The sequence below is a fragment of the Olleya sp. HaHaR_3_96 genome, assembly GCF_019278545.1.
Classification (GTDB): domain Bacteria; phylum Bacteroidota; class Bacteroidia; order Flavobacteriales; family Flavobacteriaceae; genus Olleya.
In genome coordinates this window covers 487,306-513,060 of sequence record NZ_CP058987.1, presented here as the reverse complement: position 1 = coordinate 513,060, position 25,755 = coordinate 487,306, and the positions used below count along the sequence as shown (strand labels likewise).

Sequence of the window (25,755 nt, the reverse complement as noted above, 5' to 3'; positions counted from 1 at the left end):
AATGAAAGTATTAAAATACATAGTAGTTCTTTTGATTGGACTTTATACTCCTTTTGTTTTTTCTCAAAATGAAGATTCATTGCGATTTGTTGCTAAAGTAAATAAGAAAAAAATAGCCATAAATGAAGTTTTAGAAATAGAGTTTGTTTTTAATAAAGAAGTAGACACATTTATTCCTCCAAAATTTGAAAACTTTACTATTAATCAGGGACCAAATCAATCTGTAAGTATTATTTGGGAAAAAGGTGTAAAGGTTTTTTCAAAAACATATAAGTATTCTCTTAAGCCTAAAGTGATTGGTGAAGAGCAATTAATAGGTAATGCGACAATAGAGGTTAGTGGAACACAATTGCAGACTGAACCTATGCATATTAGCGTGACTAAAAAACGGAGTCTTCATAGGGCTAATAAAAAAGCGAAAAGCGCAATTAAAAATAAGGTTTTTATTGTAACTGAGGTGTCTAAAAATAGTTTGAATGAATTAGATTCACTTACTGTTATGCATCGTATTTATTTTCCTGAAAATTTTGAAATGTCTAGTTTTTCTGAGATTAGAAAACCAGTTTATAAACACTGTATTATTAAATCGGAGCATAAAAAACAGTTTACAGTGGAGCAAACGGAATTTAGAGGGAGTGTATATCGCTCGATAGTCTATAGACAAGCGATATTAAAGCCAGAAGGGAAAGGTGAAATTAAAGTTAAACCTGTAATTCTTGATGTCGTTGTTGATGTTCCCACAGGTAAAAAAGATATTTTTGGGAGATATTTAAGAGTTCCTAAAACAATAAGAATAAAATCAAACAAGGTTTCTGTAAATGTTGTTAAATAGATAATGAAAGTATTAAAATACATAGTAGCTCTTTTTTTGACATGCACCACTACATTAGTAATGGCGCAGGATGATGACGCGGTTACTTTTCAAGCAAAAGTAAGTAAGAAAAGATTGGCTTTAAACGAACGCTTACGAATCGACTTTCAGATGAATAGGGATGGAGATAACTTTGCGCCTCCAAGTTTTTCGGATTTTATTGTCGTTGGTGGGCCTAATCAGTCTGTCAGTAATTCTTGGGATGGGAAGCGACGTAAATTCACAAAAATTTACAGTTATTTTTTAGCACCAAAGAAGATGGGGACGTTTACAATTGCTCCAGCTAAAATAGAGATTGATGGCGTTGATTTTCAAACCACAGCAATAACAATAAAGGTTACAGAAGCGCAAGAGAAACCAGAAAACCCTAATGATCCCGATTATATTGTACAGGAAAATATTCATTTAGTTACAGAAGTTTCAAAAAGTAGTCCTTATTTAAACGAGCCTATTACGGTTGTTTATAAATTGTATGTCGCACCAAGAACGGGGATTAGTAATTATAGAGAGCTTGAAAGTCCTAAGTTTAATGGGTTTTGGAGTCAAAGCATAGATGATAGAGGTGTTAGAATACAAAATGGGACCTACAAGGGTGAAGAGTATCGTTTTGTAACTTTAAGAAAAACAGTATTATATCCACAAAAAACGGGTGCTTTAGTGATAGAGCCTTTAAGTTTAGATATTACAGTGGATGTGCCAACTAATAGGCGTGATATTTATGGTAGACAAGTGTCTAATCAAGTGCACAGAACAATTTCTGCTAATACTAGAACTATAAATGTAAAAGCATTACCGGAAGCTGGTAAGCCTGCTAATTTTAAGGGAGCTGTCGGAGATTTTCAGTTTAATGTATCGACTTCAAAAAATAGCTTGAATGCAACAGAATCTTTACAGGCTAAAATAGAAGTATCGGGTAAAGGAAATCTTAAGCTATTTCAATTACCAAAATTAACAACACCTAGTACACTGGAAGTTTACGATCCTGAACATTTAGAAAATGTCAGAACAAATGCAGTAGGAATGCTTGGTCAGATTTCGGATACGTATACTATTGTACCACAGTATAAAGGTAAGTTTCCAATACCACCAGTAAGTTTTTCTTACTTTGATTTAAAGACAGAAACGTATAAAGAAATAACGTCTAAGGACATTGTTATTAATGTTATAGAGGGACCGATTTATGCAGAAGCGGATAATAATTTGCCAGTAACAAGTAATGGAGAGCAGGGTGGAGTTTTAGACGAAAATCAGTTTGCATCTATAAAAACAGACACTAGTTTTAACCAGGTAGAAAAAGAAGTGTTTTTAAATTCAACAGTTTTTTGGACTAGCTTATTAGGACCTTTATTAGCTATTCCTTTAGCGCTATTGTATAGAAGAAAACGCGAAGAAAGAGAGGCGGATGTTTCTGGTAACAGAAAGAGAAAAGCAGACCGACTAGCTAAAAAGTATTTGAGTGCAGCTAAAAAAGCATTAGGTCAAAAAGAAGCTTTTTATATCGCATTGGAAAAAGCATTACATAATTACTTAAAAGGACGATTAAGTATAGAGACATCTGATTTAAGTAAGGATAAAATAACCAGCCTGTTAACGGAAAGAGGTGTTGAAGAAGCTGTGATTACAGATTTTGAAGCTATACTTGAAAATTGTGACCTAGCACGTTATACGCCTATTACGACTGTAACCATGCAGCAAGATTATGAGAAGTCGGCAACAACAATTAATCTAATTGATAAACAAATTACATAACCTGTATTTTTTAGTTTCGCTTAAGCGGAAACCTATAATAATGAAGCACATAATTTACATACTCTTTTTTTTCTTTGGAAGCTTAACAGCGCAAAACGAAACTGTTTTTGAGCAAGCTAACGCATTATACAATGATGCTAAGTTTGATGAAGCCATTGCTAAATATGAATCGATTTTAGAGACCAAACAACATTCGGCAGAGGTGTATTACAATCTTGCAAATGCACATTACAAGTTAAATAATATTGCGCCAAGTATTTATTATTATGAAAAAGCATTACAGCTTAAACCGGAAGATAAAGACATCTTAAATAATAGAGCATATGCTAAAAAGATGACCGTGGATGCGATTCAAGCGGTCCCACAATTAGGTTTGTCTCGGTTTTTTAACAAAGTAACTAATGCCTTGACGTTTGATAATTGGGCACGATTAGCTATAGTAATGATGGTTTTGTTTATTGTCTTGTTTTTAGTGTATTACTTTACACATGGGACGCAAAGTAAACGGGTGTCTTTTATTTTAAGTTTTGTGTTTTTGTTTTTGTCGTTATCTAGTGTAGGCTTAGCATTTCAGAAACAGGCTTTAGATAATAAAGATAATCCTGCAATTGTATTTGCACAAAAAAGTGAAGTCAAAACCGATCCTAACTCGGATGGTAAGGACGCTTTTGTCTTGCATGAAGGGGCTAAGGTTTTGGTCTTAGATACTATAAATGACTGGCGAAAAATTAAACTTTTAGACGGGAAAATCGGCTGGATTAATGCAAAGGACATTAAAATGTTAAATAATTTTTAGTTATTCCTTAACACTTAACTGTGTCTTAAGTTATATATTTGCTTTTCTCAAAGTAAAAAAATGCACAGAAAAGTAGTCTCTATCCTTTTTACAGTATTATTTTTGGCGCTAATTACAGCACCATCTATAATTGTTGTTATGGACGATTCTGTAGATGTTTCTGTATTTTATAGCTTATCTGAAGAGGAAGAAGAAGAACAAACAAACTTAAATCTATCTTTTGTTTTAGAAAACCTAGAGGATGGTTTTGTTGAAACTTCAAAAAAGACGGATAATTTAGGGTATTACTTCAAAAATTACCCAAAACCACATCAGAATTTATTATTTCCACCTCCCGAATTCATTTTATAATTTTTAAAAAATAGGACAAGTCTGTCCACACAAAAATTATTAAAATAACCATTGCGTTTCCGCAGTGGTGCAAATGAATTTATACATGTTTAAAACATTAAAAAATGACTTACCAGCGAGTATAGTCGTGTTTTTTGTAGCATTACCTTTATGTTTAGGTATTGCTCTAGCCAGTGGTGCTCCACTTTTTTCAGGAGTAATTTCTGGTATTATAGGAGGGGTTGTAGTAGGAGCTTTAAGTGGTTCTAAAATAGGTGTTAGTGGTCCTGCAGCAGGATTGGCAGCAATAGTATTAACAGCAATTGTATCACTGGGGGGTTATGAAAACTTTTTGGTTGCAGTTGTCTTAGGAGGAGTGATTCAAATCGTATTTGGAATTTTAAAAGCCGGTGTTATTGGGTATTATTTCCCGTCTTCAGTAATTAAAGGAATGTTAACCGGTATTGGAATTATAATTATTCTAAAACAAATTCCTCACTTTTTTGGATACGATTCAGAACCTGAAGGGGCTGATAGTTTTGTTGAGTTATCGGGAGAAAACACATTTTCAGCCATTTTAAATATTACTGATCATATTACTATGGGATCATTGATTGTTGGTCTTATTGGTTTAGCTATCTTATTATTATGGGATAAGGTATTATCTAAGAAAGGTAAATTTTTTCAAATAATACAGGGGCCTTTAGTGGCTGTAGTTATAGGTATCGTTTATTTTGCTATGACAAAAGGAACTAATTTAGGTATTGCACAAACACATTTAGTAAGCGTACCAATTCCAGAGAGTTTAGATTCGTTTTTAAGTCAGTTTAGATTTCCTGATTTTAGTGCAATTACAAATCCTGAGGTATGGATTGTCGCGTTTACGATTGCCTTAGTAGCAAGTTTAGAAACCTTACTATGTGTTGAGGCAACGGATAAGATAGATCCAGATAAAAATGTAACACCTACTAATAGAGAATTATTAGCACAAGGAACAGGGAATATTATTTCTGGTTTAATTGGAGGGTTACCAATTACACAAGTAATTGTTCGTAGTTCTGCTAATATTCAATCTGGAGGACGTAGCAAATTATCGGCTATTTTTCATGGGTTCTTATTGTTAATTTCGGTTGTTTTAATACCAAAATTATTAAACATGATTCCATTATCAGTTTTAGCAGCAATCCTTTTAATTGTAGGATACAAGTTAGCAAAACCAGGATTGTTCAAAAAAATGTATGATATGGGATGGAAACAATTTGTGCCATTTGTGATTACCGTTTTAGGTATTGTTTTTATTGATTTGTTATGGGGAATTGGTTTAGGGTTATTAGTTGGTATTGTTGTTATATTAATTAAGAGTTACCAAAACTCTCACTTTTTACATATCGAAGATAAAAGTAATGGTATGCATAAAATAAAAATGACTTTTGCTGAAGAGGTTACTTTCTTTAATAAAGGAGCCATTTTAAAAGAACTTGATAGCTTACCAAGAGACACGTCTTTAGAATTAGATGTTAGAAAAACACGATATTTAGATAATGATATAATCGAAATTTTAGATGATTTCGCTTTTAAAGCTAAAGAACGTAACATCAATATTCAGTTAACTTCAGAACGTGGTATTGTAGAGAATCCAGATAGTTTTATCGAGTTTTTCAAACTAAGACCAGTGTCCGCCTAAACTTAAAATCATGAAAAACAATAGATATAAAATATTGGTGCTTTCAGATTTAAATAAGTCCGCAGCCTTAGAATTAAAAAGCACGGTAAGTTTAGCTAAAATGATGGATGGAGACATTACATTATTTCATGTTAAAAAACCTACTGATATTGTCGAAAGAGAAAGTCAGTTGTCTGCAATTCGAGCAATTAATGAAGATCATATTGCGACTAACAAGAAGATTGAAGGCTTAATTAAGCCCATTCAGGAAGAATTTAAGCAAAATGTTAACTACCAGGTTGCAATTGGTAATATAAAATACGAAATTGAAGCGTATATTGATGCCTATCAGCCAGATATGATAGTTTTAGGGCGACGAAAATCTAAAACACTCAATTTTATGGGTGATAATATCACCGATTTTGTTTTGAAAAAATATAATGGGACAATAATGATTGCTGCAGAACAGCATGCTTTACAACCAAATGAGGATGTTACGTTGGGTGTTTTAAACACTACCGATAAAAGTGTAAGTACCGATTTTATAGAAGGCTTTGTCAATAAAACGAGTCAGCCGATAAAAGCATTTAAAATTGTAACTAATCTGACAGAAACTGAAAATAGTTTGAATAATAAAACTGTAGAATATGTTTTTCAGAAAGGGACTAAGGCAGTAGATAATGTTTCAAAATATGCGTTAAAAAGTAATATCAATTTAATGTGTTTTGATAATTCAAAACATGATAAATCTAATACAAGTATAAAAAAAGTGATAAGCAAACTTAATGTTTCGTTATTACTAACAGGAAAAAACACAACGATGCTACCTAGGTAGTTTTCAAATAAAAAATAAAAAACAGATGAAAGCACATACAAAAGAAACTCAGGCGACATTAACACCTGATAAGGCAATACAGTTTTTAGTAGAAGGTAATGGAAGATTTCAAAATAATTTAAAAGCAAATCGTAATCTTTTAGAGCAAGTCAACGATACTAGCGAGGGGCAATTCCCATTTGCAACAATATTAAGCTGTATAGACTCTCGTGTCTCTGCAGAATTAGTTTTTGATCAAGGCTTAGGTGATGTTTTTAGTGTGCGTATTGCAGGTAATTTTGTAAACGAAGACATCTTAGGGAGTATGGAATTTGCTAGTAAATTGGCGGGGACAAAGGTTATTGTTGTTTTAGGTCACACAAGTTGTGGAGCCATTAAAGGGGCTTGTGATCACGTAGAAATGGGTAATCTTACTAAGTTAATCCAAAAAATCACTCCTGCTGTAAATGCAGTATCAGAACCTAAAGATGAAAGTTTACGTACGTCTAAAAATTTAACTTTTGTCGATGAGGTATCTAAGAAAAATGTCGAGTTAACTATAGATCGTATTCATGCTGAAAGTCCAATTTTAACAGAAATGGAAAAGAGTGGCGAAATTAAAATTGTTGGTGCGATGTATGATGTCAATACAGGAGCAGTAACGTTTTATTAAGTTTAATAAATTGATGGGAAAAAGGACTTTAAAAAAGAAAAATATAATCGCAACACTAGCAATATCGCTGGTGTTGCCTTTTTATGGACTAAGCCAAGATAGCAGTTTAGGAAACTGGCTGATATACATTGGTAGTAAAGAACTTAAAAATGGTTGGAACATTCATAATGAAGTCCAATACAGGAACTATGATGCTATTGGTGATTTAGAGCAATTATTATTAAGAACAGGTTTAGGTTATAATTTAACCGAAAACAATAATAACTTGTTATTAGGTTATGGTTACATTCTCTCGGAAAACTATGTCGGTAATACGGACGAGAAAGTTTCGGTAAATGAACATCGAATTTTTCAACAATTTACTACAAAACAAAAACTAGGTAAACTAAGTTTGAGTCATCGTTATAGATTTGAGCAACGTTTTGTGGACGCTGACTTTAAGATGCGTTTTAGGTATTTTTTAGGCTTGAAAATTCCACTGCAGAATAATGCAGATGGTAATAATCCATTGTATCTTTCAGCTTATAATGAGATTTTTTTAAACACTAAAACGTCAATATTTGATAGAAACAGAGTGTATGGCGGTTTAGGGTATCAGTTTTCAAAACAATTACGATTAGAATTAGGGTATATGAATCAGTTTTTTGAAACGGCTAACAGGGACCAAATTAACATCATAGCATTTGTTAATTTTTAGAGGAGATTACACTCATAATTTACTGTTAATTAGGAAGCAATACACGAATCTAAACTGTTATTGTTAAGAAAAAATGTTAATTTAGTATAAATCAATTTTAGAACTATGAAGAAGTTTTTCGCCAATTTTAAGGGAGACGCATTTGGAGGTATAACAGCAGGTATTGTTGCTTTGCCATTAGCTTTAGCGTTTGGAGTTTCGTCAGGTTTAGGACCTAGTGCTGGTTTGTATGGCGCTATTTTTATTAGTTTTTTTGCAGCCTTTTTTGGAGGTACACCAACGCAAATTTCTGGCCCAACAGCTCCAATGACAGCTGTAAGTATGGTTGTTATTGCTGGTATTATTGCAACTAATGATGGTGATGTTGCTAAAGCATTACCGTATATTCTCTCTGTATTTTTATTAGCTGGATTAGTTCAAATCGGGTTGGGAGCCTTAGGTTTTGGTAAGTACATTAAATACATACCCTACCCTGTAGTTTCAGGTTTTATGACAGCTATTGGTATTATTATATTAGTCACTCAGATATTACCTTCCATTGGGTATTACCCCAAAGAAGATACAGAATATGTTAATCAGTTTAAACCACAAGCGGAAGAGTTGATTTTGCAAAACATATTGAAAGAAGAAGCTGGTGAGGGCATTTTGGTTTTAGAAGATTTTAAAGAAACCATTAAAAGAGCAGGAGAGTTGCAACCAGAAGCTATTGATAAAGAGTCTAAAACATTAGCGAAAACGGAAACTTCAGGAGTATTAGGAACATTAAAAATATTACCAAGAGCAATACAAAATATTAATTGGCTGGAGTTAGCTTTAGCATTATCTACCATTTTTATAGTTTATGGGTTTAAAAGAATAACCACTAAAATACCAAGTGCATTAGTGGCGTTAGTTGTCGTATCTGGTGTAGCGTATGGTTTTGATTTAGACTATCGTGCAATTGAAGAAATTCCATCAGGATTGCCAGAACTCCATTTTGAAGTCATTACTGGATTTAGCTTAAAAAGTATTACGCCCTATATATTTACGGCTATTACTTTAGCGCTTTTAGGGGCCATAGATTCCTTATTAACTAGTGTTGTTGCGGATAACATGACTAAAACAAAACACAACCCAAATAAAGAATTAATAGGACAAGGGATTGGTAATAGTATAGCTTCTCTTTTTGGAGGTATTCCAGGAGCGGGAGCGACTATTAGAACCGTTGTCAACATTAATGCAGGAGGAAGAACACGATTATCAGGTATGATTGCAGGGGTTATGTTATTGTTTGTTTTGTTAGCTCTTGGTCCTGTTGCTTCAAAAATCCCGGCTGCTGTTTTGGCAGGTATTTTACTAACGGTTGGTATTGGTGTAATGGATTACAAAGGTTTAAAGGCCATTCCTGCATTACCAAAAGACATGAAAATTGGACCAATTAAGCTTAGTTCAGAAGTGCTTATTATGTTAGTCGTGTTGGTCTTATCTAGTACATGGGATTTAATATACGCAGTAGGTATTGGATTGGTGATAGCCTCGCTGTTATTCATGAAAAAAATAGGAGATTTAACGGCGCAGCGTTCCGATGTAAAACCATTAAAAGAAGAAGCATGGTCGGATGAGATTGACTTTCCTTCAATTTTAAAAGAAGAGGTATTTATCAAACATATAAAAGGCCCATTGTTTTTTGGTTCTACTTCAGATTTTCAGCAACTAGCAAAGCAAATTCCAAGCACAGCAAGAACCGTTGTTATTAGATTGGGACGTATGCAGTATATGGATCAATCCGGTTTGTATGCAATGGAAGATGTCTTAGTAGATTTAAGAAAACAAAGTATTAATGTATTATTTGTAAACTTACTAAAGCAACCTAGGTATATGATGGAGCGTATTGATATCATTCCTGATTTAATTCCAAAGGAGCACATTTTTAAAGATTTTAATTCGTGTTTACAATGGATTAAAAACAACGTAAAAGATCAATTTTAAATAATAATTTGATGGATATAAAAAGGGTGTTTGATAACAATGAAAAATTTGTCAAAGCAAAGCTATCCATAGACAAAGACTATTTTGAAAACTTAGGAAAAGGACAAAGTCCAGAATTACTTTACATAGGCTGCAGTGATAGTCGTGTAACTGCCGAAGATTTAATGGGTTTAGGTCCAGGTGAAGTGTTTGTACATCGTAACATCGCAAACATGGTTTCGGGTAATGACTTAAGTGCAATGTCCGTTGTGGAATATGCAGTAGTACATCTTAAAGTAAACCATGTTGTGGTTTGTGGGCACTATGCTTGTGGAGGTGTTAAAGCAGCTATGCAATCTGCAGATTTAGGGATTTTAAATTCTTGGTTGCGTAATATCCGTGATGTGTACCGCATACATAAAGATGAGCTAAACGCTATTAAAGACGAAGAGAAAAAGTACGACCGTTTGGTGGAACTTAACGTCAAGGAGCAATGTGTAAACTTGCTCAAAACTGCAGCTGTACAAAAAGCATATAGGGACCGGGGTTTAAAAGTGCACGGTTGGGTATTTGATGTGCACACCGGTAAGCTAATAGACTTAAAAATAGATTTTGAGCATTATTTAGAAGATATTATGGAAATCTATCACTTAGATTAATCCTTAAGCTTCAGGCTCGTCAGTAGGTTCAGCAGGATCAATAATTTGATTGTCTTCGTTTTCTTCATTGTCATCATCAGATTTAATAATACTTGGAAAAACTAATGGTGCCAAAGATTTTACGGGGGCATATAAGATAGAATCGGCAATATCCTCATCCTGAACAAACGGGATGGCATTATTCATTTTATCAAAAACAATCAATAAAACACTTAAAATAAGTCCTATTTTCAGTGCGCCAAACAAAGCGCCTAATAGTTTGTTTAAAATTCCTAAAGAGGCAAAATCGGCTAACTTTGTCAATGCTTTTCCTGCTAAACTAATTACTAGAATAATAATCACAAAAGTTATAGCGAAGGCAGTCGTGTTTATTGTTTTCTCGTTCCAAGAGGTTTTGTCCATCAAAAATTCGGCAAGAAAATAGCTAAAATGGATGGCACCATAAACACCCGCAATTAAGGCCACAATCGATGCTAGCTCGACAAAAAGTCCTTTAAACAATCCGCGAACTAAACCAAATAATAGTAAAGCACCTAAAACAATATCAATTACAGCCATAAAGTTAGATTTTAGGCAAATATAAATTAACTTTGCGACTTTAAAATTATTATGGCAAGAGACGAACAGTTAAAAGAGAGATGGCAGGAGATAGTGACTAAGCTATCTAACCAATTTGCAGACGGAGACACACTAGACTTAGATGCAATAATTTATTTAATTGGTGTACAAGAATTGGGACAGTTGGAACGTACATTTAAAAAGGATCACAAACTAGATTTAATGCACATTGCGATCTGTAAATTGTTAGTGCCTTATGGGTATTACGAGTTTGAGTTTGCTGATGAAGATGGCTGGCCACACTATAAAACGATAGGCGAGTTACCAAACTTAAAAGCAGGAGAACAAAGTGTTTTAATGAAAGAAGCGATCGTTAATTACTTTCTGGAAACCGAATATATTAAGTAAATTTTGGGCGTTACCACAAGGGGCGCGCTATCGGCAGTCGCTTTTAATTTGCTTTTTGGCAAATAAAAGAGCTTCAACAAATGCCTCCATCGCTAACGCAAATCACGATAAAATTCATAAATTTGCCAATCATTTAGAAGATTATGATAGATAAGATAAAAGAACTTATAGCAGAAGCAGACGCCTTTAAAGCACAAACCAAAGAAGAGGTTGAAGCGTTTCGTATAAAATATTTAGGGTCCAAAGGATTGTTGAAAGAATTCTATGGAGAGCTTAAAAATGTGGCTAACGACCAAAAAAAAGAATTTGGCCAGATTATTAATACTCTTAAAAATACAGCTCAAGATAAAGTGAATGCTTTAAAAGAAGAATTTGAAAGTAACACAGAAGACGCTGGTGTAAGTGGGGATTTATCAAGACCAGGAGAGCCAATAACTATTGGGTCACGTCACCCAATATCTATCGTAAAAAATCAAATCATCGATATCTTTTCTAACATTGGATTTAATGTCAGCGAAGGTCCAGAAATAGAAGATGACTGGCACAACTTTACAGCACTTAACTTACCAGAATACCATCCAGCAAGAGACATGCAGGATACCTTTTTTGTGCAAACCAATCCAGATATCTTATTACGTACGCACACTAGTTCTGTGCAAGTACGTTATATGGAAAATAATCAACCGCCCATACGTACAATATCACCGGGACGGGTGTATCGTAACGAAGCCATATCGGCGCGTTCACATTGCTTTTTCCATCAAGTGGAAGGGTTGTATATCGATAAAGATGTGAGTTTTGCAGATTTAAAACAAACTTTACAATATTTTACAACAGAGCTTTTCGGTAAATCTAAAATTAGATTACGTCCGTCATACTTCCCGTTTACAGAGCCAAGCGCGGAGATAGATGTGTATTGGGGATTAGAAACAGAAACTGATCACAAAATTACCAAAGGAACAGGTTGGTTAGAGATTGGAGGTTGTGGTATGGTAGATCCAAATGTCTTAACTAATTGCGGTATAGATGCAGAAGAATACTCTGGATTTGCTTTTGGTGTAGGTATTGATCGTATAGCAATGTTATTGCATCAAATTAGTGATATACGTTTGTTAAGCGAAAATGATGTTAGATTTTTAGAGCAATTTAAATCAGCCTTATAGTCTAATTCTCAATATTATATACTTTAAAAGCCAACTGTTAACAGTTGGCTTTTTTATTTAACAACATTTTAACTTCGGTTAGTTCGGTTAGTTCCGAACTAAGCTATAGATTTGCAGAGAATATAGTTTTAACAGATGCTATGTTCAAAATTTCAGAAATTAAATTGTTTAGAAATGAAAGAAGAGATCTGCAAAGAAAAAATGGCGTTAGTGGAAAAACTAGGCGTGCATTTAGAAAACAGAGAGCAATTAGCGCCTGTTGCTGCTCGTATATTGGCTTATATAATTCTTACTGGTAAAAAAGGAGCCACATTTGAAGATATGGTAACCGTATTGTGTGCTAGTAAAAGTACAATCTCTACACATTTAAATCATTTACAGGATTTAAACAAGATTCAATACTTCACAAAAACAGGAGACCGTAAAAAGTATTTTATAATTAAAAAAGATACCATAATTCAACACATTGATAAAATGGTAAATCATTGGGATGAAGAACGTCAAATACATGTAGAGATTAAAGAGTATAAAGAAACGATAAACAACCAAAAAATCAGTAATGAAGAAGAGAAGTTTGATTTAAACTTTCATGATGATTATATCAAATTTATAGATGGAGCTAGTGCTTCTATTAAAGATTTAAGAACAAAAATTACAGACAATCAATTCGATATTTAAACTAAGTAAAAAATGAAACATAATAAAATAGTAACGTTACTAGCGCTAAGTGCCTTTTTAGTCATTTTAAGTTGTGGAGGTAAGCAAGATAGTCCTGCTGCTGTTGCAGCTCAGGCACCACCAGCTGCTTTTCCTGTGGTTACAATGCAAACAAAAACAGTAACAGGTTATCAAGAATACCCAGCAAATATAGAAGGTGTAGTAAATAGTGATGTAAGAGCAAAAGCTTCTGGGTATATTCAAAAAGTATTAGTGGACGAAGGTCAAAAAGTACGAAAAGGACAAGTGTTATTTAAGTTAGAAACACAGTCTTTAAGTCAAGATGCAGGCGCAGCAAAGGCACGTATTAATGTGGCACAAGTTGAGGTTGATAAATTAGTGCCTCTTGTAGCAAAAAATATAATTAGTCCTGTACAGTTGGAAACAGCAAAAGCTAATTTAAAACAAGCACAAGCTAATTATAGTAGTGTGTCTGCAAGTATTGGTTATGCTACTATTAAAAGTCCTGTAAATGGTTACGTTGGTGCTATTAATTTTAGAGAAGGTGCTTTAATAAGTCCTACTGATGCAACACCATTAACAACAGTTAGTGATATTAAACAAGTATATGCCTTTTTTAGTTTTAACGAAGCGCAGTATATAGATCTTTTACAAAGATCTGAAGGAACAACTAAAGCAGAGCGTATAAAGAATTCTCCAGATTTAAGCTTGGTTTTAGCTAATGGGAAAATTTATTCTGAAAAAGGGCGTATTCAAACTAGTACAGGTCAAATAAATGAAAATACAGGGACTATAAAGATTAGAGCTGCTTTTGATAATCCAAACGAAATTTTAACCAATGGTAACAGTGGTAAAATTAGATTTCCAATAGAATATAAAGATGCTGTTGTGGTACCACAATCAGCAACATTTGAACAACAAAAGGATATCGTTGTCTTTGTTGTAGATAAAGACAATAAGGCAAAAGCGACTATCATAAAAGTACAAGGTGCTGTTGGTAATCTATACGTTGTAGAATCTGGACTTAAAGTGGGTGATAAACTAATTGTGTCTGGTGTAGGGAAATTAAGAAGTGGAATGGCTATTACGCCAGAAGACAAATCTTTTGATGACGCTATAAAACCAATAGAGGTCTTATTTAAAAATTAAAAACCATAAACTTATTTAGTTATGTTAAAAACATTTATTGAAAGACCAGTGCTTTCAACCGTTATATCTATTATTATAGTTGTACTTGGTTTTATTAGTATTTCTAGTTTACCAATAGAAGAATATCCAGATATTGCGCCACCAACAATTAAGGTGACGGCGTCCTATGCTGGTGCTAATGCAGAAACGGTTTTAGAGAGTGTGATTATTCCTATAGAAGAGCAAATTAATGGTGTGGAAGGGATGAGTTATATCACCTCTACAGCATCTAATACAGGTACAGCAGAAATCACAGTATATTTTGATCAAGATGTAGATGCGGATATTGCGGCGGTTAACGTTCAAAACCGTGTATCAAGAGCAAGTGCTTTATTACCTCAAGAAGTACTTCAAACTGGAGTAATAACACAAAAGCAAGAAACAAGTGCTTTAATGTTTATCTCTATGTATTCTGAAAATGAAAATTACGATGCGACATTTATTCAGAATTACTTAAAAATAAACGTGGTACCTGCCATGCAGCGTATTAGTGGTGTTGGAGATGTTAGTTTATTCTCTCAACAAGATTATGCTATGCGTATTTGGTTGAAGCCTGAAAAACTAGCAACCTATGGTTTAATACCTTCAGACATTACAGCAGCTTTGGCTGAACAAAACTTAGAAGCGGCAGCAGGGTCTTTAGGTCAGAATAATGGTGAAGCATTTTCATACACACTAACATATAGCGGACGTTTTAAATACGAACAACAATATGCAGATATTGTTATTAAGGCTTTAGGAGATGGTGAGTTTCTTCGTCTAAACGATGTGGCAACTATAGAATTGGATGCGCAATCTTATGCAGCAAATGCCATCAGTATGGGTAATCCTGCTGTATTTATGGGTATTTTTCAAACTAAAGGATCCAATGCAAGAGAAATTATTGAAAACATTAAGGTTACTTTAGAGTCCGTTAAAAAAGACCTTCCAGAAGGTCTAGATGTTTTTGTGCCTTATGATACCAGTTTGTTTTTAAATGCGTCTATCGAAAAGGTAATTAGTACTTTATTAGAAGCCTTTTTATTAGTATTCCTAGTAGTATTTATCTTTTTGCAAGATTTTAGGTCTACATTAATTCCAGCAATTGCGGTTCCGGTGTCTATTATTGGAACGTTCTTTTTCTTGAATGTTTTTGGATACTCCATTAACTTACTAACGCTATTCGCACTAGTCCTCGCTATTGGTATTGTAGTAGATGATGCTATTGTAGTTGTAGAAGCGGTGCATGCTAAGTTGGATGAAGGAGAAAAGGATCCTAAAAAAGCGACATTAGTGGCGATGAACGAAATTTCTGGAGCCATTATATCTATTACTTTGGTAATGGCAGCGGTATTTATTCCAGTAACGTTTGTGACTGGTCCTACAGGGGTGTTTTACGAGCAATTTGGAGTGACTTTAATTATTGCTATTTTAATTTCGGCAGTAAACGCATTAACTTTAAGTCCAGCATTATGTGCGTTATTATTAAAAGGGCATAAAGATGATGAAGAATTAAAAAGTAAAGGCCCATTAAAACGTTTTTATACGCTTTTTAATCGTGGATTTAATGCTACAATACAGCGATACGGTCAATCACTTCATTTTTTATACAAAGTAAAGTGGGTATCTCCTTTATTATTAGTTTTAGCTGTTGCAGGAATTTATTGGGCATCTAATACAACACCTACAGGATTTGTACCAAATGAAGATAGAGGTATTATTTTTGCAAACATTGCACTACCAGAAGGGTCTTCTTTAGATAGAACGGATGCTGTTTCTAGAGATTTATATGTTAAAATAAAAGATATTGAAGGGATTGTTGCTGTTAACTTTATTAAGGGGCGAAGTTTAATTAATGGTACGGGTAGTAATTATGGTTTTGGTATTATAAAATTGGCAGATTGGGCAGATCGTGAAGATGTTTCAACTTCTGTACAAGCCATTACTGGTAAGTTGTTTGGAGTGGCTGCAGGTATAAAAGAGGCTAATATTATTTTCTTCTCACCTCCAAGTATTCGTGGTTTTGGTAACTCAGCTGGTTTCGAGGTGAATTTATTAGATAAATTTGGTGGCGAGTTTAAAGACTTAGATCAAGCAAATAAAGATTTCGCGATGGCGTTAATGGCACATCCAGAAGTCAAATATGCACAATCGTCTTTTAGTACAAACTATCCGCAGTATGAAATGGAAGTTAATGTACCTCTAGCAAAAGAAAAAGGAGTACCTATTAACAGTATCTTCTCGACTTTACAAGGGTATATTGGTGGGATTTATGCTTCAGATTTTTCTCGATTTGGGAAACAATTTAGGGTTTATATTCAAGCTTTACCAGATGACAGAGCAGATGTAGACGATTTAAATAGTATGTACGTGCGTACAGATTCTGGAGAGATGACACCAATTACACAGTTTGTAAAATTAGAGCGTGTTTATGGTCCGCAATCGGTAACACGTTTTAACTTGTTTAATTCTACGTCTATAACAGGTGCTACAAACGACGGGTTTAGTACAGGTGATGCTATTAGAGTTATTGAAGAGGAAGTTGCAAAATTACCAAATAATTATACGGTTGCTTATTCTGGTTTAACTAGAGAAGAAGTAAGTGCCGGTAATCAAACCTTATTCATTTTTGGTTTAAGTATTCTATTTGTCTACTTCTTATTAAGTGCACAATACGAAAGTTATTTATTACCATTTGCTGTGATTTTATCATTACCATTTGGAGTATTTGGAGCTTATATAAGTACTAAGTTTTTAGGCTTGGAAAATAATATCTATTTCCAAATCTCTCTAATTATGCTTATTGGTCTACTCGCCAAAAATGCCATACTTATTGTGGAAATAGCATTGCAGAAAAGACGAAAAGGAGAAAGCATTGTCGAGGCAGCTATAGACGGAGCAAAATCTAGATTACGTCCTATTTTAATGACGTCGTTTGCCTTTATTCTTGGTTTAATGCCATTGGTATTAGCTAAGGGTGTAGGATCTGAAGGAAACAGGTCTATTGGTACAGGGGCTGTTGGAGGCTTGCTTATCGGAACCTTATTAGGAGTCTTCGTTATTCCTATCTTATTTATATTATTTCAGTGGTTACAAGAAAAAATGTCAAGTAAACCAGCAGTACAAACTATTCAAGACTAAGAACAATGAAAGTTAATATAAAACATAAAAATTTTAGTAAAGGAGCACTAATAGTAGTCGTTGCGCTAACATTACAAAGTTGTTTTGTTGCACAAGATTATGTAAGACCAGAGTTACCGGTAAGTGAAACGCTTTACAGAACAGATAATTTACCATCAGATAGCGTGTCTATTGCAGATGTCTCTTGGAAAACCTTATTTACGGACCAATATTTACAACAGTATATAGCGGAAGGTTTACAAAATAACATGGATGTGCGTATTGCAATACAACAAATGGTAGCTGCACAAGCCTATGCAAAGCAAGGTAAAGCTGGGTATTTGCCATCAGTAAGTGTTGGGACTAATTGGACACATCAAGAGTTGTCTAAAAACACGCAATTTGGATCGTTTTTAACAGATACGTCTACAGATCAGTTTGACGTTACTGCAAATTTATCTTGGGAAGCAGATATTTGGGGTAAAATACGTAGTAATAAAAGAGCAACCCAAGCCGCTTATTTACAAAGTGTAGCGGGACATCAAGCGGTTAAAACGCAATTGATTTCAAGCATAGCAAATACGTACTACAACTTATTAGCCTTAGATGCGCAATTGGAAGTAACTAAAGAAACTATTGCGACTAGAAAAACAAGTGTCGAAACCATTAAAGCTTTGAAAGACGCGGGACAAGTAACACAAGTTGCAGTAGATCAAAATGTGGCGCAATACAATAGTGCGCAAGCGTTGCAGGTAGATATTGAAACAGCTATTTTTAAAACAGAAAATACGTTAAGTATTTTACTTGGTAAATCGGCACAACATTTTGAAAGAAGCAATTTAGATATTCAGAAAATTGACGAGCAACTTAAACTTGGTGTTCCTGCAACACTATTAAGTAACCGACCAGATGTGATGTCTGCAGAGTATAATTTGATTCAATCTTTTGAGTTGACTAATGTTGCTAAAAGTAATTTATATCCTTCTTTAAAATTAACGGCTTCAGGTGGATTACAAAGTTTAGAGATAGATAAATTATTTAATGCAAACTCAATCTTTGCAAATATAGTGGGCGGATTAACGCAACCATTATTTAATAAAAGGGCTTTAAAAACACAAAAAGAAGTGGCTATTGCACAACAAGAACAAGCATTGCTTCAGTTTAAAAAGACCTTGTTAATTGCAGGAAGTGAAGTGTCCAATGCATTGTTTTCTTATGAGTCTGAAATCAAGAAATTTGAATTTAGAGAAAATGAAGTGGAAGCATTACGTACTGCAGAATCAAACTCTGAAGAGTTGCTTAAAAATGGTTACGCAACGTATTTAGACTTGTTAACTGCAAGGCAAAGTGCCTTAAGTGCTGAGCTTAATATAATTGATAGCCGATTACAACAATTAGTGTCTATCGTAGATTTATATGAAGCACTTGGTGGTGGATGGAGATAAAATAGAAAGTAATGATTACCAAAGCGGAGTTGCTAAAACATGCTATTACTAAGTTTACGCAATGTGGTAGTAAACATGTGACTTTAGATGAGTTGGCAAGTGCGCTTGGGATATCAAAAAAAACAATCTATTCTTTTTTTAAAAACAAGGAAGATCTGGTCACTGCTAGTCTTGACAGTTTATTAAAGGAGTTTAGAGAGGATATAGATGGGATTGTTAATAGCAATGGTAAAGATCCTGTTTTTTGTGTTATATTAATTTACCGTAGAGGGTTTGAGTATTTAAAATACTTTAAGCCCTCTTTTTTATTTGGATTGGAGAAGTACTACCCAAAAGCGAGTCAATTGTTTGATAGCTTTATAGAAGACCTGTCTAATACAATAGTGTTTAAACTTTTAACGCAAGCTAAAGTTGAAGGTAGTATTAAGGCGGAAGTCAATATAGAGTTAGTAGTGAAAATTTACTTTTTTAGAGTGGATAATTTATTGTTTAAGTCGACTAATTTATTCGAATTATATACTGAAGAAGACTTGTTTAAACACTTAGTGATTTATAATTTAAAGGGAATAGTTAGTAGTGATTACACTAACCGATATATGGAATAGCACAATAAAAAAAAAGCCTTAACATTTATTGTTAAGGCTTTTTTGAGACAGACTAATTAAAAAATAGGGAATAGTATTTTTAAGGATTTATTCTTCCAGTAATTCATACTGAAATTGAGGATTACCTCTTTCTCCAGTTTCACTTTCAACAGCTGTAAATCTTAATTTATAGTAGTTAGCATCAGTATCTTTTATTATGTAATATCTGTTTGCAGTAACAGAGGTTTCACCTGTTAAATAATCAACATTTCTCCAACCACTTCCTATATGCGCACGATTATCAAATACTAAATTTACTTCGTTAATATCACTAGATGAAAAATTAGTATAGGTTGGTGTTGTGTCATCTTCTACATCTATTTGGTATAAGCCTACACCACTTAATGTATTATGTAATGTGTAATCAGAATAAGTTAATCCTGCGTCAAATCCTTGTGATCCATAATATGAAAATACTCCACCTAAGTCTAAATCCCAGTTAGAAGACACTGGCTCTGTATCTATTATTTGGCCATTAGTTAAGCTTACAGCAGTCAAGTTGTAATTACTATCTTTTGTTACAGTAATTTCAGAAAAATCTGTTGTATTACTTAATTCTGCGTATTGAATAGTATAAGTATTTCCGTCGCTTAGGATTCTTACTTTCATAAAACCTCTAGCATCTCCAATATGATTTAATCCACCATTATCTTCAGTAGGTATTTGGTTACCTAAGTTTACGATATAAACATTGTTTTCGCTATCTGTTGTTGAAATTTCTCCAAAGGCAGTCCCTGTCAATTCTCCTTCTTTACTATCCGTAAAAGAAATCCCTTCTTCAAGGTTACCATATTGAAAATAGTTTACAGGTAACCCTTCAATTAGTTCTTCAACTGTAGTGACAGTTGCTGTTATAGGTGAGTAAGTTTGGTCTATTGTGTTTAAAGTCAAAGGTGCGCTTAATTCTGTAGTTTCTGTTACAGATGTAATATCTGTAATACCGCTTAACTCAGCAGCAGATACTAATAATGAATTATTAAGGTACACTCTGTTTTCTGATCCATTATAAACAGCTAGTTCCCAAGTGTCACGCTGTACCGCTACTTCTTCACCTGTACTTAAATCAAAATAGACACGATTTGGTTGGTTAAAACCACCAACTGTTGGGTCTATTATACCACCTGAAGAAGCGGGAGTTGGAGTTGTTGTTGTAGGATTTGTGATATCATCATCACTACTACAGTTTGTAAAAGCTAAAGCAGTTAAGCAGACTATTAATGTTAAAAATTTGTTTTTCATTTTTTATTTGTATTAATGTTTAAATTATAGGTTAGTTTTAAAAAAAATGACCGACCGTTACCAATCAATCTAGAGGTTGAGGAGGAGGAAGAATGGGCTCCTGCTGAAACACCTGTATTAATGTCGACAACATCCAAAAGGTTTCTTACACCTAATGTTGTAGATAATTTAGGCGTTATATTTGTTTTTAGTGATAGATTTAACCAGGTATATGCATCAGTTTCACCAATAAATAATTCACCATTAGTGTCATTAAAAATACCTTGCGTTTTACCGTTGTATTTAAGTTGGCTAGAAATATTAGTATTCCACTTTTCAATTTTATAATTAATAGAGGTTTGAAGATTTAAAGCCCATAGATAATCAGATGTGTTGTTAAGTGACTTATTTATTGCGTTAGTTGTCCCGAGATATGTGGCTCCAAGTCCAATATTCCAGTTTTTATAAATAAAATTATTGTCTAAAGTAAATCCTAAACGTTTACTGTAATCTATATTATCTTGTGTAAATAAGACACTGCCGTCATCATCCTCTGAAGTTACGCTAGCAATAGCATCATTTAATTCAATATAAAAAGTATTAAACCCTGCTTTTAAATAAGCGTCTTCATTAATTTTATAGTTATCTTTTAGATTAACAAAAACTGATAGTCCATCTTCAGGTTGTAGATTAGGATTTCCTCTTACATTATGGTTAGAGTCTACAAAATAAAAGAAAAGTTCTTCAAAATTAGGAGCTCTATAAGCAGAGCCAACAACAGCTTTTAATTTTAGTTTTTCTGTAAAATCATATGTTGAAGATAATGACCAAATAAGATGATTATTAAACTGTGAACTATGTGTAAATCTAATTCCAGGATTTATAGATAATTTTTTGTTTACATTAAACTCTGTGATACTAAATAACTCATAATTTGTTATCGTATTTTTTACTACATCACTAGAGTAGTTTCCTGTAGCAATGGCATCATATCCAGATTGGTTGGTAAACTCATATCCTAATTGGAAATTAAAGACTTCAGAATTTGGTATAATATTATTTACAAAAGCTTTGGAGTACCAAATGTTACTTGATTGGTTAACAGCATCGGTCTGTATAGATTCTGTTTTTTGGTCTAAAATATTATAGACATATTCCTTATAATTTCGTTTTTGATTTTGATAGGATAGTGATAAATTATATTTGGTGTCACCAATTAAGCTACCAGATGCGTTTAAATTACTTACCCATCTATTAGTTCTGTAGTTTTTATCTAAAGCTGTTGGGTTAAGTCGCCCGTCTTCATAACGTCCATTAACAGATCTGTTATAGATTTCTAAATCTTCATTAAAATACTGTAATTTGTAAAAGAAATTATGCTTACCTAAATCTAAATCAACGTTTAAAGAGGTTGTAATTTGATCTTTAGGATTCCATTCTGTACCACGTAAACCATCATTAACAACAGCTCCATCTTGTACGTTTACATAATTTTGGCCTTTATAATCATTGTAAAAACCTGAAAAATCGTTTCTAGAGGTACCAATTGAATAGGATAATTTGTCGTTAACTTGATTAGTTATTTTAAAATTTTGAATATGTCTTCCTTTATTAAAAAAATCAAATTCGTTACCTACAGATTCTTCTTGTAATGCTAGTTGAAGCTCCCAACCATTATCTTTTAACCCTCTTTTTGTAATAATATTGATAACTCCAGCAACTGCATTATCACCATATAAAACACCCATTGAGCCTTCAACAATCTCAACGCGTTCCACATCATCTAAATTTATTTGTGTAATATCTATGTTGTTACCAACACCATTATCACTTACAATTGGTATTCCGTCAATCAATATTTTTACATATTGACCATCTAACCCAAATAAACTAACTGTAGATTTGCCGCTTGATGCATCAGGGTTAATGGAAATATTTAAGTTATTAAATAGTACATCTGCTAATGTGTTTCCTGCTACATTTTCAATGTCTTTTCTCTTTATGGTATTAACTGTAAATAGTTTTTTACTCAAAGACATAACATTACTTTCTCCAGTAATAATAACTTCTTCTAAAACTTCAATATTAGTGGAGTCTTTAGTCTTTTCTTGTGCCGAAAGTATTACCACACAAAAAAATATAAAATAAACCGTTAAATAGTTTTTATTTAGAATCATTCTTGATTAAATTTGTTGCAAATATAGATGTTATTTTAACTCAGTCTAAATAAGAACAGTATTATTTTTAATAAAAAACCAAATCATTACAAATGAAACAATTAGTAGTTTTACCAGTATTACTTTTAACATTTGCTGTATCGTTACATGCACAAAACAAGAAGAAACAAGACCAAAACGCCATAAAAAACATGTGTGGTTGTTACGAGGTGACGTTCAATTTTACAGAGACGTTTAACTATAGCAAAGATTCCTTGTATAAGCCATCAGAAACTAAGATTGCTTCAGGTTTGGAATGGGCGCAATTGGTAGAGGATAGTGATGATAAAATTGTAATTCAGCATTTATTACAAGTGGGAACTCCTGAATCACCTTATATTGTAAAGCATTGGCGACAAGATTGGTTGTTTGAAAACACAGATTTTTATATGTTTAATGGCGACAACCAATGGACGTATGTGTCAAAACCAAAAAAAGAGGTAAAAAACCAATGGACGCAAAAAGTATATCAGGTGGATGATAGTCCGCGTTACGAAGGGTCTGCAACTTGGGTACATGTCGATGGTAAAAGCTTTTGGGAAAATACAACAACAGCACCTTTACCAAGACGAGAATATACTAAAAGAAGTGATTATAACATCACCTTAAGAGGTAATAGACACCAAACAACAGACTACGGTTGGGTACATGATCAAGACAATGAGAAAATTATTAGAGAAAATGGAGAAGAAGATGTTATTTTAGCCAAAGAGAAAGGATATAATACGTATGTTAAGGTTGATGACAATAAGTGTCAAGCGGCGCAAGACTGGTGGAAAGAAGGACAAGAAAAATGGGCTAAAGTCCGTACTAAATGGGCGTCTGTTTTTGCAAGACATCAAGATTTAACTTTAGAAGCAAAAGTGGATAATAAAGTATTATTTAAATATTTATTTGATGACGAAAATTACTCGACATCAGAGCAAATAGATCCTATAATTGAACGTTTTATTAAAAAGTAAAAGAGAGAATAAATGAAAAAAATAATTACAGTTTGTATACTTCTATTAAGTATATCAGTCAGTGCACAAGATAATGTGTTTTTAAGTAGAGGGTTTTGGAATCCGACAATAACTATCGATGCGGTTAAAGCACAAATTGATGCCGGCAATAATCCATCCGAGTTAAATGATAATAATTTTGATCCTGTTGTGTATGCTATTTTGCAGTCGGCACCAAATGAGGTGTTAGAGTATCTAGTGTCTTTAAAAGGGAATGATGTTAACAAATTAACGCATGATGGGCGTACGTATATTTTTTGGGCAGCGTATGCTGGTAATGATAAAATAATGGAATACTTAATTAGCAAAGGTGCTAAGACAGATATTTTGGATGATCACGGTTTAACCGCTTTAAATTTTGCTGCAAATGCAGGACAAACCAATACTAAAGTGTATGACATTTGTATTGCAAATGGCGCTGACTTAAAAAACGATGTTAATCATGATGGTGCTAATGCTTTATTATTGGCAGCACCTAATGATATTAGGTTAACGGGCTATTTTATTTATAAAGGTCTAAGTGATAAAAGCGTTGATAATAACGGCAACGGAATTTTTAATTATGTGGCTAAAACTGGTAATTTAGAATTGCTTAAAGGACTAATCAAAGAAGGTAAAAAAGGAACCGATCAAGCGTTTATATTCGCGAGTCAGGGGACTAGAGGTAAAACGAATGGATTAGAGGTTTACAACTACTTAGAAAGTGTTGGTTTAAACCCAAAAACTAAAACAGCAGAGGGTATTACACCATTACATAATGTCGCTTCTAGAAATAAAGACTTAGAGGTTATTAATTATTTTATTGAAAAAGGTAATGCTGTAAACGACGCAGATAAAAATGGAAACACACCATTTTTAAATGCAGCACGAGGTAATGATGTTAAAATTGTTACAGCACTTTTAGAAAAAGTAAAAGCTATTGACTATACCAATAAAAAAGGACAGTCTGCATTAATGTTAGCGATTCAAAATAATAGTCATGAGGTTGTAAAATTATTATTAGAGAAAGGCGCAAAGACAGCTAATGTTGATAGTAATGGTAATAATTTAGCGTATTATCTAGTAGAATCATACAACCCTAAAAAAGAAGTAAATTTCAAAACTAAATTACAACTTTTAGAAAGTAATGGGTTTGATTTTGCAACACCTCAAAACAATGGAAATACGTTACTTCATGTCGCTTTAGATAAAAACGATATTGACTTTTTAAAACAAATCAATCAATTTGATGTTGATGTAAATACGGTTAACAAAGAAGGTTACACAGCTTTACATTTAGCAGCAATGAAAGGGACTAATACTACAATTATTAGATATTTATTGTCAATCGGAGCAGATAAAACAATAAAAACTAGCTTTGATGAGAGTGTTTTTGATTTAGCATCAGAAAACGAAATTTTAATGAGTAATCAAGTCGCTTTAGATTTTTTAAAATAAAACCTTAAATGAAAAACAGTAAACTAATTTTTAGCCTAGCAGTCCTTTGTATCAGTTTGTTTTCTTTTACAAGCCTTAGAACGTCATCCAAGTATAAATGTATGATGCAGATGACTAATTACAGCGGAGAAGGCGCTTATGTCGCTATTTCATTAATTAATCCTGATGGCGACTACGAAAAAACGTTATACGTCCAAGGTGATGATGAAGAGTGGTATCATGACATCACAGAATGGTGGAAATTTCAAGGTAAAGTAAGAGCCGATATTGACGCTTTAACTGGCGCTACTATTTCTGGAGGAGAACGCGCTATAAGTGTCATTCAAATTGAAGATTCTAAAATTGATGCAGGCTATAGTATTCGCTTTGAATCTGCAGTAGAGGATCAAGAATATTACACTAAAGATGTAGAGTTTGTACTAACATCAGAAAGCGTAAAAAGTAAAACAGAAGGGACCGGATTTATACGTTACGTGCGTTTAATGCCAAATTAAAATTTAT

At 33.4% G+C, this 25,755-nt stretch carries 23 protein-coding genes; 20 read left to right on the top strand and 3 right to left on the bottom strand.

The window, feature by feature from the left end; all coding sequences use genetic code 11:
- Window position 1: 1 nt before the first annotated feature.
- The 10 genes from H0I26_RS02155 (at window position 2) to H0I26_RS02110 (ending at window position 10,199) form a co-directional block, all read left to right on the top strand.
- On the top strand, window positions 2-832 hold the full coding sequence (locus H0I26_RS02155; protein ID WP_218700820.1) for a BatD family protein: 831 nt from the start codon (window positions 2-4) through the stop codon (window positions 830-832).
- Window positions 833-835: 3 nt separating this feature from the next.
- Window positions 836-2,620 (top strand): BatD family protein, encoded by a 1,785-nt coding sequence (locus H0I26_RS02150; protein WP_218700819.1) that lies wholly within the window; start codon window positions 836-838, stop codon window positions 2,618-2,620.
- A gap of 40 nt (window positions 2,621-2,660) precedes the next feature.
- On the top strand, window positions 2,661-3,416 hold the full coding sequence (locus H0I26_RS02145) for a tetratricopeptide repeat protein (RefSeq protein ID WP_218700818.1): 756 nt from the start codon (window positions 2,661-2,663) through the stop codon (window positions 3,414-3,416).
- Between the two features lie 60 nt (window positions 3,417-3,476).
- Window positions 3,477-3,767: a hypothetical protein gene (locus H0I26_RS02140; protein WP_101015617.1), complete on the top strand. Its 291-nt coding sequence runs from the start codon at window positions 3,477-3,479 to the stop codon at window positions 3,765-3,767.
- Window positions 3,768-3,852: 85 nt separating this feature from the next.
- Window positions 3,853-5,430: a SulP family inorganic anion transporter gene (locus H0I26_RS02135; RefSeq protein WP_218700817.1), complete on the top strand. Its 1,578-nt coding sequence runs from the start codon at window positions 3,853-3,855 to the stop codon at window positions 5,428-5,430.
- 10 nt (window positions 5,431-5,440) lie between these two features.
- Window positions 5,441-6,244, top strand: a complete 804-nt coding sequence (locus H0I26_RS02130; RefSeq protein WP_218700816.1) for a universal stress protein — start codon at window positions 5,441-5,443, stop codon at window positions 6,242-6,244.
- Between the two features lie 25 nt (window positions 6,245-6,269).
- Window positions 6,270-6,896 (top strand): carbonic anhydrase family protein, encoded by a 627-nt coding sequence (locus H0I26_RS02125; protein WP_218700815.1) that lies wholly within the window; start codon window positions 6,270-6,272, stop codon window positions 6,894-6,896.
- A 13-nt stretch (window positions 6,897-6,909) separates the two neighbouring features.
- A complete protein-coding gene (locus tag H0I26_RS02120) occupies window positions 6,910-7,593 on the top strand; it encodes a DUF2490 domain-containing protein (protein ID WP_218700814.1) in 684 nt (227 codons plus the stop codon).
- A 105-nt stretch (window positions 7,594-7,698) separates the two neighbouring features.
- Entirely contained in the window at window positions 7,699-9,561 is a 1,863-nt protein-coding gene (locus tag H0I26_RS02115; protein ID WP_218700813.1) for a SulP family inorganic anion transporter, read from the top strand.
- 11 nt (window positions 9,562-9,572) lie between these two features.
- Window positions 9,573-10,199, top strand: a complete 627-nt coding sequence (locus H0I26_RS02110; protein WP_218700812.1) for a carbonic anhydrase — start codon at window positions 9,573-9,575, stop codon at window positions 10,197-10,199.
- 3 nt (window positions 10,200-10,202) lie between these two features.
- Here the strand turns inward: H0I26_RS02110 and H0I26_RS02105 are convergent, their stop codons facing one another.
- The gene (locus H0I26_RS02105; protein WP_218700811.1) at window positions 10,203-10,757 is read right to left on the bottom strand and encodes a CvpA family protein; all 555 of its coding nucleotides are present in this window, start codon (window positions 10,755-10,757) and stop codon (window positions 10,203-10,205) included.
- 51 nt (window positions 10,758-10,808) lie between these two features.
- Here H0I26_RS02105 and H0I26_RS02100 point away from each other — a divergent pair, with 51 nt between their 5' ends.
- The 7 genes from H0I26_RS02100 (at window position 10,809) to H0I26_RS02070 (ending at window position 19,343) form a co-directional block, all read left to right on the top strand.
- Window positions 10,809-11,165, top strand: a complete 357-nt coding sequence (locus H0I26_RS02100) for a hypothetical protein (protein WP_090836828.1) — start codon at window positions 10,809-10,811, stop codon at window positions 11,163-11,165.
- Between the two features lie 143 nt (window positions 11,166-11,308).
- Window positions 11,309-12,328: a phenylalanine--tRNA ligase subunit alpha gene (gene pheS, locus H0I26_RS02095; RefSeq protein WP_218700810.1), complete on the top strand. Its 1,020-nt coding sequence runs from the start codon at window positions 11,309-11,311 to the stop codon at window positions 12,326-12,328.
- 174 nt (window positions 12,329-12,502) lie between these two features.
- The gene (locus tag H0I26_RS02090) at window positions 12,503-13,006 is read left to right on the top strand and encodes a GbsR/MarR family transcriptional regulator (RefSeq protein ID WP_218700809.1); all 504 of its coding nucleotides are present in this window, start codon (window positions 12,503-12,505) and stop codon (window positions 13,004-13,006) included.
- Between the two features lie 12 nt (window positions 13,007-13,018).
- A complete protein-coding gene (locus H0I26_RS02085; protein ID WP_218700808.1) occupies window positions 13,019-14,155 on the top strand; it encodes an efflux RND transporter periplasmic adaptor subunit in 1,137 nt (378 codons plus the stop codon).
- Between the two features lie 21 nt (window positions 14,156-14,176).
- Window positions 14,177-17,314 (top strand): efflux RND transporter permease subunit, encoded by a 3,138-nt coding sequence (locus H0I26_RS02080; RefSeq protein ID WP_218700807.1) that lies wholly within the window; start codon window positions 14,177-14,179, stop codon window positions 17,312-17,314.
- 5 nt (window positions 17,315-17,319) lie between these two features.
- On the top strand, window positions 17,320-18,738 hold the full coding sequence (locus H0I26_RS02075; RefSeq protein ID WP_218700806.1) for an efflux transporter outer membrane subunit: 1,419 nt from the start codon (window positions 17,320-17,322) through the stop codon (window positions 18,736-18,738).
- Window positions 18,739-18,749: 11 nt separating this feature from the next.
- On the top strand, window positions 18,750-19,343 hold the full coding sequence (locus H0I26_RS02070; protein ID WP_101015604.1) for a TetR/AcrR family transcriptional regulator: 594 nt from the start codon (window positions 18,750-18,752) through the stop codon (window positions 19,341-19,343).
- Between the two features lie 87 nt (window positions 19,344-19,430).
- Here the strand turns inward: H0I26_RS02070 and H0I26_RS02065 are convergent, their stop codons facing one another.
- On the bottom strand, window positions 19,431-20,621 hold the full coding sequence (locus tag H0I26_RS02065; protein ID WP_218700805.1) for an HmuY family protein: 1,191 nt from the start codon (window positions 20,619-20,621) through the stop codon (window positions 19,431-19,433).
- Window positions 20,618-22,777 carry a TonB-dependent receptor plug domain-containing protein gene (locus H0I26_RS02060; RefSeq protein ID WP_218700804.1) on the bottom strand — a complete coding sequence of 720 codons (2,160 nt, stop codon included), beginning with the start codon at window positions 22,775-22,777 and terminating at the stop codon, window positions 20,618-20,620. The genes H0I26_RS02065 and H0I26_RS02060 overlap by 4 nt, the downstream gene beginning before the upstream one ends.
- Window positions 22,778-22,869: 92 nt before the next feature.
- On the opposite strand from H0I26_RS02060, the gene H0I26_RS02055 reads away from it, so the two are divergent.
- From H0I26_RS02055 to H0I26_RS02045, 3 genes are read left to right on the top strand one after another with little or no spacing between them, the layout of a single operon-like run.
- Window positions 22,870-23,778 (top strand): DUF6607 family protein, encoded by a 909-nt coding sequence (locus H0I26_RS02055; protein ID WP_218700803.1) that lies wholly within the window; start codon window positions 22,870-22,872, stop codon window positions 23,776-23,778.
- Between the two features lie 12 nt (window positions 23,779-23,790).
- Window positions 23,791-25,254 carry an ankyrin repeat domain-containing protein gene (locus tag H0I26_RS02050; RefSeq protein ID WP_218700802.1) on the top strand — a complete coding sequence of 488 codons (1,464 nt, stop codon included), beginning with the start codon at window positions 23,791-23,793 and terminating at the stop codon, window positions 25,252-25,254.
- Between the two features lie 8 nt (window positions 25,255-25,262).
- On the top strand, window positions 25,263-25,748 hold the full coding sequence (locus H0I26_RS02045; protein WP_218700801.1) for a DUF2271 domain-containing protein: 486 nt from the start codon (window positions 25,263-25,265) through the stop codon (window positions 25,746-25,748).
- The last annotated feature ends 7 nt before the right edge of the window (window positions 25,749-25,755 follow it).

Excerpts from the sequence above, each read along its gene's own strand:
- H0I26_RS02155 (WP_218700820.1), top strand. The coding sequence starts at position 2 with ATGAAAGTATTAAAATACATAGTAGTTCTTTTGATTGGACTTTATACT.
- H0I26_RS02150 (WP_218700819.1), top strand. The coding sequence starts at position 836 with ATGAAAGTATTAAAATACATAGTAGCTCTTTTTTTGACATGCACCACT.
- H0I26_RS02145 (WP_218700818.1), top strand. The coding sequence starts at position 2,661 with ATGAAGCACATAATTTACATACTCTTTTTTTTCTTTGGAAGCTTAACA.
- H0I26_RS02140 (WP_101015617.1), top strand. The coding sequence starts at position 3,477 with ATGCACAGAAAAGTAGTCTCTATCCTTTTTACAGTATTATTTTTGGCG.
- H0I26_RS02135 (WP_218700817.1), top strand. The coding sequence starts at position 3,853 with ATGTTTAAAACATTAAAAAATGACTTACCAGCGAGTATAGTCGTGTTT.
- H0I26_RS02130 (WP_218700816.1), top strand. The coding sequence starts at position 5,441 with ATGAAAAACAATAGATATAAAATATTGGTGCTTTCAGATTTAAATAAG.
- H0I26_RS02125 (WP_218700815.1), top strand. The coding sequence starts at position 6,270 with ATGAAAGCACATACAAAAGAAACTCAGGCGACATTAACACCTGATAAG.
- H0I26_RS02120 (WP_218700814.1), top strand. The coding sequence starts at position 6,910 with ATGGGAAAAAGGACTTTAAAAAAGAAAAATATAATCGCAACACTAGCA.
- H0I26_RS02115 (WP_218700813.1), top strand. The coding sequence starts at position 7,699 with ATGAAGAAGTTTTTCGCCAATTTTAAGGGAGACGCATTTGGAGGTATA.
- H0I26_RS02110 (WP_218700812.1), top strand. The coding sequence starts at position 9,573 with ATGGATATAAAAAGGGTGTTTGATAACAATGAAAAATTTGTCAAAGCA.
- H0I26_RS02105 (WP_218700811.1), bottom strand. The coding sequence starts at position 10,757 with ATGGCTGTAATTGATATTGTTTTAGGTGCTTTACTATTATTTGGTTTA.
- H0I26_RS02100 (WP_090836828.1), top strand. The coding sequence starts at position 10,809 with ATGGCAAGAGACGAACAGTTAAAAGAGAGATGGCAGGAGATAGTGACT.
- pheS (WP_218700810.1), top strand. The coding sequence starts at position 11,309 with ATGATAGATAAGATAAAAGAACTTATAGCAGAAGCAGACGCCTTTAAA.
- H0I26_RS02090 (WP_218700809.1), top strand. The coding sequence starts at position 12,503 with ATGAAAGAAGAGATCTGCAAAGAAAAAATGGCGTTAGTGGAAAAACTA.
- H0I26_RS02085 (WP_218700808.1), top strand. The coding sequence starts at position 13,019 with ATGAAACATAATAAAATAGTAACGTTACTAGCGCTAAGTGCCTTTTTA.
- H0I26_RS02080 (WP_218700807.1), top strand. The coding sequence starts at position 14,177 with ATGTTAAAAACATTTATTGAAAGACCAGTGCTTTCAACCGTTATATCT.
- H0I26_RS02075 (WP_218700806.1), top strand. The coding sequence starts at position 17,320 with ATGAAAGTTAATATAAAACATAAAAATTTTAGTAAAGGAGCACTAATA.
- H0I26_RS02070 (WP_101015604.1), top strand. The coding sequence starts at position 18,750 with ATGATTACCAAAGCGGAGTTGCTAAAACATGCTATTACTAAGTTTACG.
- H0I26_RS02065 (WP_218700805.1), bottom strand. The coding sequence starts at position 20,621 with ATGAAAAACAAATTTTTAACATTAATAGTCTGCTTAACTGCTTTAGCT.
- H0I26_RS02060 (WP_218700804.1), bottom strand. The coding sequence starts at position 22,777 with ATGATTCTAAATAAAAACTATTTAACGGTTTATTTTATATTTTTTTGT.
- H0I26_RS02055 (WP_218700803.1), top strand. The coding sequence starts at position 22,870 with ATGAAACAATTAGTAGTTTTACCAGTATTACTTTTAACATTTGCTGTA.
- H0I26_RS02050 (WP_218700802.1), top strand. The coding sequence starts at position 23,791 with ATGAAAAAAATAATTACAGTTTGTATACTTCTATTAAGTATATCAGTC.
- H0I26_RS02045 (WP_218700801.1), top strand. The coding sequence starts at position 25,263 with ATGAAAAACAGTAAACTAATTTTTAGCCTAGCAGTCCTTTGTATCAGT.